Annotated in this window: 9 protein-coding genes and 1 pseudogene; 5 read left to right on the top strand and 5 right to left on the bottom strand. The window is 61.3% G+C overall.

Annotated features, from left to right (window positions below; all coding sequences use genetic code 11):
* Nucleotides 1–341 (top strand): annotated as a pseudogene (locus tag UN63_RS10840) (ATP-binding cassette domain-containing protein); the annotation flags it as partial.
* A 24-nt stretch (nt 342–365) separates the two neighbouring features.
* Here UN63_RS10840 and UN63_RS10835 read toward each other — a convergent pair.
* Together UN63_RS10835 and UN63_RS10830 are read right to left on the bottom strand one after the other, a co-directional pair.
* Nucleotides 366–1,445, bottom strand: coding sequence for a 3-deoxy-7-phosphoheptulonate synthase (locus UN63_RS10835; RefSeq protein ID WP_104486776.1), 1,080 nt, complete (start codon nt 1,443–1,445; stop codon nt 366–368).
* A 99-nt stretch (nt 1,446–1,544) separates the two neighbouring features.
* On the bottom strand, nt 1,545–1,952 hold the full coding sequence (locus UN63_RS10830) for a VOC family protein (RefSeq protein ID WP_104486775.1): 408 nt from the start codon (nt 1,950–1,952) through the stop codon (nt 1,545–1,547).
* A 74-nt stretch (nt 1,953–2,026) separates the two neighbouring features.
* Here UN63_RS10830 and UN63_RS10825 point away from each other — a divergent pair, with 74 nt between their 5' ends.
* Entirely contained in the window at nt 2,027–2,329 is a 303-nt protein-coding gene (locus tag UN63_RS10825; RefSeq protein ID WP_104486774.1) for a putative quinol monooxygenase, read from the top strand.
* A gap of 65 nt (nt 2,330–2,394) precedes the next feature.
* On the opposite strand, the gene UN63_RS10820 is transcribed toward UN63_RS10825, so the two are convergent.
* Nucleotides 2,395–3,390 (bottom strand): LLM class flavin-dependent oxidoreductase, encoded by a 996-nt coding sequence (locus UN63_RS10820; RefSeq protein WP_104486773.1) that lies wholly within the window; start codon nt 3,388–3,390, stop codon nt 2,395–2,397.
* A gap of 101 nt (nt 3,391–3,491) precedes the next feature.
* Here UN63_RS10820 and UN63_RS10815 point away from each other — a divergent pair, with 101 nt between their 5' ends.
* Genes UN63_RS10815 through UN63_RS10805 form a run of 3 tightly spaced genes read left to right on the top strand, consistent with a single transcriptional unit; the run spans nt 3,492 to nt 6,354 of the window.
* Complete coding sequence (locus tag UN63_RS10815; protein WP_229793534.1) at nt 3,492–3,992, top strand: prolyl-tRNA synthetase associated domain-containing protein; 501 nt, start codon at nt 3,492–3,494, stop codon at nt 3,990–3,992.
* A gap of 59 nt (nt 3,993–4,051) precedes the next feature.
* Nucleotides 4,052–5,770, top strand: a complete 1,719-nt coding sequence (locus UN63_RS10810) for a PhnD/SsuA/transferrin family substrate-binding protein (protein WP_229793535.1) — start codon at nt 4,052–4,054, stop codon at nt 5,768–5,770.
* The gene (locus UN63_RS10805; RefSeq protein WP_104486770.1) at nt 5,770–6,354 is read left to right on the top strand and encodes a response regulator transcription factor; all 585 of its coding nucleotides are present in this window, start codon (nt 5,770–5,772) and stop codon (nt 6,352–6,354) included. The genes UN63_RS10810 and UN63_RS10805 overlap by 1 nt, the downstream gene beginning before the upstream one ends.
* A 247-nt stretch (nt 6,355–6,601) precedes the next feature.
* On the opposite strand, the gene ansA is transcribed toward UN63_RS10805, so the two are convergent.
* A complete protein-coding gene (gene ansA / locus UN63_RS10800; protein WP_104486769.1) occupies nt 6,602–7,615 on the bottom strand; it encodes an asparaginase in 1,014 nt (337 codons plus the stop codon).
* Nucleotides 7,615–9,450 carry a signal peptide peptidase SppA gene (sppA, locus tag UN63_RS10795; protein WP_104486768.1) on the bottom strand — a complete coding sequence of 612 codons (1,836 nt, stop codon included), beginning with the start codon at nt 9,448–9,450 and terminating at the stop codon, nt 7,615–7,617. Before sppA ends, ansA begins: the two co-directional genes overlap by 1 nt.
* Between the last annotated feature and the right edge of the window lie 142 nt (nt 9,451–9,592).

Below are 9,592 nucleotides of genomic sequence, written 5' to 3'. Positions count from 1 at the left end.
TGATAGCCGGCACCCTGCTGCAGGTGGATCCCGCCATCAACCCCGACGCTCGCCTGCTGCTGCTGGACGAACCGCTGGCCGGGCTGGACTGGCATCACCAGCTCGCCACCCTACGCCTGCTACGCCGCTATGCGGAGCAAGGGCTGGCGGTGGTGGCCTCCATTCACGATATCAACCTGGCCTGCCAGTATGGCGACGACGTCTGGTGTTTGCACAAAGGCAAACTGGCCGCCCGGGGCGGGCCCGAGGTGATCACCCCGCAGCTTATCGCCGAGGTGTTCGAAGTCAGGGTACGGGTACTGGAGCAGGACGGCCGCCGGATTATGCTGCCGGAAGAGTAAATTGTCGTAGGGTCGAATTTATCCCTAATCCCTAATCCCTAATCCCTCGTGGCTTACCGCCTGATACAGGGTTTCCAGCAGCTGTTCGGTGTCGTTCCAGCCCAGGCAGGCGTCGGTGATGCTCTGGCCAAACACAGCGGCCTTACCTTCCACCACTTCCTGGCGGCCGGATTCGATAAAGCTTTCGGCCATCACGCCGGCGATATGGCGGCTGCCGTTTTTCAGCTGGTTGCAGATGTCTTCTGCCACCAGCAGCTGGCGCTGGTGCTGCTTCAGGCTGTTGCCATGGCTGAGATCTACCACCAGCCGGGGTGACAGCCCCACCTGCTCCAGCCCGCTGGCCGCCTCGGCCACGCTGTCGGTATCGTAATTGGGCGCCTTGCCGCCGCGCAGGATCAGATGGCCATAAGGGTTGCCGCTGGTCTGGTAGATGGTCATCTGGCCGTCTTTGTCCGGCGAGCAGAAAATATGCGGATGACTGGCCGCGCGCACCGCGTCCAGCGCAATCTGGATGTTGCCGTCGGTGCCGTTCTTGAAGCCCACCGGGCACGACAGCGCCGAGGCCATTTCTCTGTGCACCTGAGATTCGGTGGTGCGCGCGCCGATGGCGCCCCAGCTGATCAGGTCGGCAATATACTGTCCGGTCACCATATCCAGAAACTCGGTGGCGGTGGGCAGCCCCAGGGCGTTGATGTCGCACAACAGCTTGCGGGCCAGTTGCAGGCCGGTGTTCACGTCGAAGCTGCCGTCCAGGTGCGGATCGTTGATCAGCCCCTTCCAGCCGACGATGGTGCGCGGCTTCTCGAAATAGGTGCGCATCACGATGCAGAGCCGATCTTTATAGCGTTCACGCAACGGCGCCAGCCGTTCGGCATAGGCTAGGGCAGCGGCGGGGTCGTGAATGGAACAGGGGCCCACTATCACCAGCAGCTTGTTGCTGGTGCCGGTCAGGATGGATTCAATCTCGGCGCGGGCAGTCAGCACCGTCTCGGCCATGGCGTCGGTAAGGGGGAATTGGGTGTTCAGCTGGTGCGGGGTGATCAGCGCCGCCAGGCGGCGACTTCTTAGTTCATCTGTGTTTAATTTCTCGGTATTTAAGGACATGCGTTTCCCTGCTGAAAATTTGATGTGTCGGAGCACGATGTCCTTAACATAACGGAAAGCCGTGGCAGGGAAAACCACGGCAGGGGATAAATCTGCAGCTTACGGCTTGCTGAAACGCTGACCGGAGATGTCCGGGTGGTAGATGGGCTGGATCACGTTGCCGGCCGGGTCGGTAATGTGGAAACTGCGCGCGCCGTCACCGTGATCGTGCGGACGGTCGAGCATGGTCACGCCCTTGCTCTTCAGGTACAGAAACCACTGCTCCAGCTCTTCTTTGCTGTCTACGATAAAGCCGAAGTGATCCAGGCTCTGCACACCGCTGGCGGGCAGGTCGGAGCGGCCCAGAGAGAGGTTGTCATTGCCGCAGGTGAGGTACACCAGATCCTTGTGGGCCCGGCGCAGCAGCTCCATGCCCATGATGTCGGTGTAAAAACGCTCACATTCTTCCAGATTGGGCATGGTGAAGGCGATATGACGCATGCCGTTCAAACGACCGGGTCTTTCCATGGCGGGCTCCTTGTCTCTTGGTTAAAAATATTGTGTACTATTTGTTGATTTTAGATAAACAAATGGAGTTTACAATGTATTCGATTATTGTCAAAACCAAGCTCAAGCCCGGCACCACCGATGCCTTTCTGGCGGCCATGCTGCCCAACGCCGCCGCGTCTGTACGTGACGAGCCGGGTTGCCTGACCTTCGACGTGCTGCAGGACAAGGCCGATCCCGAGCTGTTCTGGCTATACGAAATCTATCAGGACGAAGCGGCCCTGGCCGAGCACAAGCTGACCCCTCATTACAAGGCCAGTCGCGCCGTGGTGACCGACCTGATTGCCGAGCAGTCGGTGATCCGCGCCGATGTGCTGGCGGTGAATCCGGGCCGTTAAATCGCCTCAGGCCAGGCCCTCTGTCGGGCCTGGCTGTTCACGCCTCCTCGCTTTTCAGAACCCGTTTATTCTATCAGCCCGGCCAGCAGCGACAGGCTGTGATGGCGGGCATCCTGCTCATAAATATCGGACACTATCATCAGCTCGTTGGCACCGGTCCGGGCCAGCAGCACTTCCAGCTTGTGGGCCACCCGCTCGGGTGAGCCGACCACCGCCGCCCCCAGAAAGCTTTCGACCCCATTTTGTTCATGAGGCAGCCAGAGCCGGGCCATGTCGGTCACCGGCGGCTGCAGCATGCGGGTATCACCACGCAGCAGCGACAGCACCTTTTGTTGCGGTGTGGTGGCGAGAAAGGCGGCTTTTTCGTCGGTGTCGGCCACGATGGCCGGCACACCCACCATCAGATAAGGCTCGTTCAGCACCGCCGAGGGACGGAACTGGTGCCGGTAGAGTTGTGCCGCCTCCACCATCATCCGGGGCGCAAAGTGCGAGGCAAAGGCATAGGGCAGTCCCATCTGTGCCGCCAGCTGGGCGCTGAACAGGCTGGAGCCCAGCAGCCAGATCGGCACTTCGGTGCCGGCGCCGGGAATCGCCATCAACTTCTGGCCGTGCTGGGCCGGTCCCAACAGCCGCTGTAGCTGTTGCACCTGATCGGGAAAGTCGGCGCCGTCTTCCGGCCGCCGGCGCAGGGCGCGCATGGTGTCCTGATCGGTACCCGGCGCCCGGCCCAGCCCAAGATCGATACGGTCCGGATACATAGTGGCCAGGGTGCCAAATTGCTCGGCCACCACCAGCGGTGGATGATTGGGTAGCATTATGCCGCCGGAGCCGACCCGGATACGCGAAGTGTGGCCGGCAATATGGCCCACCAGCACGGCGGTGGCGGAGCTGGCGATGCCGTCCAGATTATGGTGCTCGGCCAGCCAGAAACGCTCGAATCCCAGCCACTCGGCATGGCGTGCCACCGCCACCGAGTCGGCAATGGCGTCGGCCGCATCGTGATTGGTGCGAATATGCACCAGATCGAGCATCGAGAGTTTGACGGAAGAGAGTGAAGTCATGGCAGCTACCGGGTTCGAATGTCACAATACCCGATAACAGCATATTTCGCTGCCAATGACCATTGGCCGGCAGTCATGGCCCCTGATGTTGGGGAGAACAGATGTTGGAGAGAAAAATGGATATCATGACGCGACTGGCGGACTGGCAGATTTGTCCGCCGCTGATCGAACACCCGCCGCTTTTTACCTGTGACGATGCCGACCGGCTGCTGGTGGAGCGCCCCGGCACCCGGCTCAAGAATCTGTTTCTGCGTGACAATTACGGTCGTCGCCATGCCCTCTTGCTGACCCGTTCCGACAAGCAGGTGGATCTTAAAGCCCTGTCGCGCCAGGTGGGTTGGTCCCGGCTTGGTTTTGCCTCCGCCGACCGGCTGCAGCGTTATCTGGGTGTCGAGCCCGGCCATGTGTCGGTGCTGGCGCTGGTTAACGACTCTGAGCAAGAGGTAGAACTGTGGTTGGATCAGGAGCTGGAAAACGGCGACGACTTTCACTGCCACCCGTTGCGCAATACCGCCACCGTCTTGCTGAGCAAGGTCGACCTGCAGGCCTTCACGGCCCGCACCGGCCATACGCCGCTCTGGCTGCCTGTACCGGCGCCTTGATGGCGAATCGGCGCAGCAGGCTCAGGCTCCGGAAAGGGCCTCTCTGTCATGGCCTCATTTTGTGGCTGCTGCTGTTGCTGAGTTCGCAGGCGTTGGCCGACCAGTATCGGGTGGGCTTTCTGGCCTTTCGGGGCGAGGCCCAGGCCCGAGCCGAATGGGCACCGACGCTGTCGGCGCTGAATGGCGCCTTGACCGGGCATCGTTTTGAAGGCCGTTATCTCACCCAGCAGCAGCTGGACGAGGCGCTGGCCGCCGGACAACTCGACTTTGTGGTAACCAACCCGGCGCACTTCGTGTTGAATCGGGGCCGGGGGTTGAACTGGCTGGCGTCTTATCTGGACCCTCATTATGGCCAGGCACGAGAAAGCGTGGCTGCCACCCTGCTGGTAAGGGCCGACAGCGGCATTACCGTGCCCGAACAGCTGCGGGGCCAGCTGGTAGGGGCGGTGCATAAACAGGCCTTTGGTGGCTATCTGCTGGTGGCGGAGCAGTTGCGCCGCCGGGGCATTTTGCCTGCAGAACTGAATTTTCGTTTTACCGGCTATCCGGTGGATGCCCTGGTTTATCTGTTGCGAGACGGCGCCCTGACGGCGGCCATGCTGCCGACCTGTCTGCTGGAAAGCATGGCGCAGGAAGGTCTGATCGAGGCGGCCGACTTTCGCGCCCTGATGGTGGAAGACGACGCCGTTTGCATGCGCTCGACACCGCTGTATCCGGGCTGGAGTTTCGCCGCCGTAGGCGCTGTAGATGAAGGGGTGTTGCGGGCCATTAGCCGGGCCTTGCTCAATCTGGAGCATCAGGGGCGCCCTTTGTGGGGGGCGGCCATTCGGCTGGATGAAGTCGAACGGTTACTGGCAGACTGGCAGCTGGGCCCGGCATCCGATCCGGCCTCGATCTTGCGGCTGCTGCGCCAGCTACTGGACCGCTACTGGCCTTTTCTGGCCGCACTCGTGATCGTCGTGCTGGCCATGTTGCTGCATCACTATCGTGTGACCCTGCTGTTGCTCAGGCGCACCCAGGAGCGGGATAAATTACATGATCTGATGCAACACAAAGAGCAGGAGTTAGCCCAGGCACGACAACGCATCCTGGTGGGCGAAATGGCCACCGGTCTGGCTCACGAGCTGAATCAGCCGCTGTCGGCGATTCAGGCTTATGCCCAGGCAGGTGAATTGGTGAGCGATACCGGGCCACAACAGGAGGCCTTCGGCCATATAGTGGCGGAAACCGAGCGGGGCGCGGCCATAATTCGCCGCTTTCGCCAGTGGGCCACCCAGCCCTTGCCTTGTGCCGAAGCGTTTGAACCGGCGGACTTGTGTCGGGAGCTGGTGGCGCGAATCGGCCCGCGGGCAGAAGCGAAGGGGGTGCGATTGTCGGCTCGAACCGAGGCCGGAACCCTGCTGTCGGTGCGTCCGGCGGTTGAGCAAATTCTCAATAATCTGCTCGGTAATGCGCTGGATGCCCATGCTCGTTTGGCTAATGGCCATGAGACTCATGGCTGTGCGACTCATGACCATACAAGCAGCGGTGGCATCATGTTGCTGACCGCTCACCACGAGGTGGGGGGCTGGCGTCTGACGGTAGAAGACGATGCCGGTGGGGTGGACAACAGCATTATCGAGGCGATGCAGCAGAGCCTGCCGGCCAGCCACTATCACGGCATGGGCATAGGGCTGCTGGTCAGCCATCGGCTGGCGCTGCGCCTGGGTGGACGCCTGACGCTTGTGAATACCGGCCGGGGTACCCGTGCCACGCTGTTTTTGCCTGAGGAGGCCTGATGCAGATTTACATTCTGGACGACGACGAACAGGTAGTGGCGGCCAATCGTTTTCTGCTGAATGCCATGGGGCATGGCAGCCAGGGCTGGTCCAGTCCGCAGCAGTTTCTGGATGAGCTGGATGATAAGAAGCCGGCCATTCTGCTGCTGGACCTGGCGATGCCCGAACTGGACGGATTGGCGGTGCTAAGCGTCCTGCAACAGCGCCGCAGCACGGTGGCGGTGATCTTGCTGACCGGTCATGGCGATGTGCCTCAAGCGGTGGAGGCGATGAAACTGGGCGCGGTGGACTTTCTTGAAAAACCGATAGATGCCCGTCGCCTGACCGCCGCGCTGGCTCAGGCCCGGCTAAAGGTAGATCAGTTGGTCGAGCAGGCCCGTGTGCACCAGTGTTTCACCCGGTTGTCGGCCCGGGAACGGGAAGTAGTCAGTCTGGTCGCCCAGGGCTTGACCAACAAGGCCATTGCCGAACAACTCTGTGTGGCGGTGCGTACCGTGGAGGTGCACCGCGCTTCGGCCATGAACAAGCTGAACGTCGCCAACATGGCCGAGCTGCTCAATCACTGGCAGTTGTATCGGGGGTAAAACGTGAGGAAGAAACGTGTACTTTGTAGATGCCGCTTTAGCCGGCAGGCCCAGCGAAGCTGGGCAATATCCACAACGCCGAACCTGCAGATCATACGCCGCACCTGAAAATCCCGATGTGCCTGCAGGATTGCGCCGCATAAATGGGCGCCTACAGGGGCCGTGTTTCGTAGGGTCGAATTCATTCGACCATATCGTTACATGATGACACGGCAGGTCCATTGAAATGGACCCTACGAGATGGGCCTCACGCCCGGCTCAATTCCCCGCGCAAATTCCGCTTCATCAGCTCGCGTATTTCTTCCGACGGCAGGTTTTTGCTCAGCAGATAGTGCAGCTTGGCCAGCGCCGCTTCTGTGGTCATGTCGTAACCGGAGATCACCCCGGCCTGGGCCAGGGCGTGGCCGGTGGCGTAGCCGTCCATGTTGACGGTGCCGCGCAGGCACTGGGTCAGGTTGACGATAATCACGCCCCGGGCCGAGGCCTCGGCCAGCAGGGTTAGCATGGCCTCGTTCTGGGGCGCATTGCCCACCCCGTAAGACAACAGCAACAGCGCTTTGACCGGCTGCTGCAGCAGGTTGCCGATTACCTCGGCGGAAATACCGGGGTAGAGGGTCACCACGCCAATGGGCTGGGGCGTGATGGGGCTGACGGTCAGCGGCTTGCCGGTGGTGGTACCAAGCATACCCGACTCCAGGCTGATATGGATGCCCGCATTGAGCAGGGGCGGAAAGTTGGGCGAGTCGAAGGCCTGAAAGCCGTCGGCGTGCACCTTGCTGGCGCGGTTGCCCCGATACAGGCGGTTGTTGAAGAACAACCCTACCTCGTGGATGGGGTAGCAGGCGGCCACATAGAGGGCGTTGAGCAGGTTGGGACGGCCGTCGGAGCGCAGCTCGGCCAGGGGGATCTGGGAGCCGGTGACGATCACCGGCTTGTCCAGGTCTTCCAGCATGAACGACAGCGCGGCGGCGGTAAACGCCATGGTGTCGGTGCCGTGCAGCACCACGAAGCCGTCGTAGTCGTCGTAATTGGCCTTGATATCATCGGCAATCCGCTGCCAGTCGGCGGGCGTCATGTCCGAAGAGTCGATCAGGGGATCGTACTCGTGAATATGGTAGGCCGGCATCTCGGCACGATGAAACTCCGGGGTTCTGGCCAGGCAATCGGTCATGAAGCCCGCCTGGGGCACATAGCCCTTGGCGGATTTCTGCATGCCGATGGTACCGCCGGTGTAGGCGATGTAGATTTTTTTCTGGTGCATTAAAACTCCTGGCATTCCACACACAGCACATACTGGCCGCGAATATCGTTGAACTGGCTCAGGGCCGTCAGCTCGCTCTTGAGCTGTTCACCGGCCGGACGCAATACCGCCGGCAGGGCGGCGGTGGCCCAGTCGCTCAGCACGCCCGAGTCCAGCAGCAGTTGTTCCAGCAGCATTTCTTTGGCGGAGCTGGGCAGTTTCACCGGCTTGACGCTGAACTCCGCCAGCTCGGCCAGACCGGCGGCACCGGCCAGGGCATCGTCCAGATAACCCAGCTCATCCACCAGCCCCAGCTCTTTGGCGTCCTGTCCGGTCCAGACGTGGCCCTGGGCGGCACGCTCCACCTGCTCCGGGTTCATGCTTCGGCCCTTGGCCACCAAATCGACGAACTGATCGTAGGTGTGCTCAACTCCCATCTGGATCAGCTGCTTGGTGTGTTCCGGCAGACCGGTGGTCAGGCCCGCCCCCACAAAGTCGGTGGTGCCCACACCATCGGTATGGAGACCCAGCTTCACGAAGGCTTCCTCGAAGGTGAGGAAGAGGCCGAACACGCCGATGGAGCCGGTGAGGGTGGTGGGTGCGGCGTAAATCTTGTCGGCGTCGGCGGCTATCCAGTAACCACCGGAGGCGGCGATGCTACCCATGGACACCACCAGCGGCTTGCCGCTTTCCTTGAAGCGCAGCAGGCTGCTGCGGATCTGCTCGGCGGCAAAGGCGCTGCCGCCGGGGCTGTCGATACGCAGCACCAGGGCGTGAATGTCCGCATCCAGCCGGGCTTCATCGATCAGCCGGCCGAGGTATTCGTCGTTGATGGTATTGGAGCCCGCATCGCCACTCATGATGGCGCCACTGGCGGTGATCAGACCCACCGCCGGGGCGGCATTCTTGCGCGGCGCGCTGTGGCTGAGGTAGGCGGGAATTTCCACACTCATGTAACGGTTGGCCTGGCTGTCCCAACCCACCTGTTCGGCCACGGTCTGCAGCATCTCGTTACGGCTGGCAAGCCGGTCGACCAGACCCTGCTCCAGGGCATAGCGGGCCGGGTCACCATTTACGGCGCCAAAGCGGCTCAGCAGCTGTTCTTTGCTCGGGTTGATGTGGTCGGCGGGAATTTTCCGGAGTCGGACTATGTTGTCCTGATAATGCTGCCACAGCTGGCCGAGCCAGCGCAGGGTATCTTCACGGCTCTCTTCGGACATGTCGTCGCGCAGATAAGGCTCGACGAACGACTTGTAGGTGCCCACCCGGAATACATGAGGGGTGATGTTGAAGCGCTCGAAGGCCGACTTGTAGTGCAATCGATAGACGCCGAGGCCCTGAATGGTGACGGCGCCGGCCGGGTTCAGCAGAATTTCGTCGGCATGGGCCGCCAGATAATACTGACCCTGGGTGTAGTAGTCGCCGATGGCATACACCGGCTTGCCGGAGGTCTTGAAGCCCTCGATGGCTTCGCCGACTTCATCCAGCTTGGTCAGGCTGGACTCGCTCATGTTCTGCAGCCGCAGCACGAGGGCGCCGATGCGCTCATCGTTGCGGGCCCGATCCAGGGCCTCCTTGATCTGACTCAGGGTCATGGGCGGGGGTGTGGTATCGCCAGATAGCCACTTTTCGGCCAGACGCCGGGGGCTGGCGGTGGCTTCCTGCTCCAGCACGGGGCCGGTCAGGGTCAGGGTCAGGGCGGCCTTGGCCGGCAATGCAGGAGCGTCATCCCCGGCGCTGAAGATCAGCACCACGAACACCAGTACGGCTAGAAACAGCAGGTTGGTTATCAGGAGACGAATGGCATTCAGCACCCGGCCCAGAGTACGAAATAACCACTTGATGGCAAACCACATAGCAACGCCTTAATCGGAATAATTGTCTAATCGGTCCATTATGACGGCAGCTGCGGCACAATACCACGAGCGGTGACCGGTTTACCGTGAAAACCGGGGCTAAAACAAGTGTTTGAAAACGGCCATTTTATCCATTAGCCTC

Source organism: Oceanisphaera arctica (assembly GCF_002936955.1).
Taxonomy (GTDB): Bacteria; Pseudomonadota; Gammaproteobacteria; order Enterobacterales; family Aeromonadaceae; genus Oceanimonas; species Oceanimonas arctica.
The sequence above is the reverse complement of the archived record's forward strand: the minus strand, read 5'-3'. Positions and strand labels throughout refer to the sequence as shown.

Excerpts from the sequence above, each read along its gene's own strand:
- UN63_RS10835 (WP_104486776.1), bottom strand. The coding sequence starts at position 1,445 with ATGTCCTTAAATACCGAGAAATTAAACACAGATGAACTAAGAAGTCGC.
- UN63_RS10830 (WP_104486775.1), bottom strand. The coding sequence starts at position 1,952 with ATGGAAAGACCCGGTCGTTTGAACGGCATGCGTCATATCGCCTTCACC.
- UN63_RS10825 (WP_104486774.1), top strand. The coding sequence starts at position 2,027 with ATGTATTCGATTATTGTCAAAACCAAGCTCAAGCCCGGCACCACCGAT.
- UN63_RS10820 (WP_104486773.1), bottom strand. The coding sequence starts at position 3,390 with ATGACTTCACTCTCTTCCGTCAAACTCTCGATGCTCGATCTGGTGCAT.
- UN63_RS10815 (WP_229793534.1), top strand. The coding sequence starts at position 3,492 with ATGTTGGAGAGAAAAATGGATATCATGACGCGACTGGCGGACTGGCAG.
- UN63_RS10805 (WP_104486770.1), top strand. The coding sequence starts at position 5,770 with ATGCAGATTTACATTCTGGACGACGACGAACAGGTAGTGGCGGCCAAT.
- ansA (WP_104486769.1), bottom strand. The coding sequence starts at position 7,615 with ATGCACCAGAAAAAAATCTACATCGCCTACACCGGCGGTACCATCGGC.
- sppA (WP_104486768.1), bottom strand. The coding sequence starts at position 9,450 with ATGTGGTTTGCCATCAAGTGGTTATTTCGTACTCTGGGCCGGGTGCTG.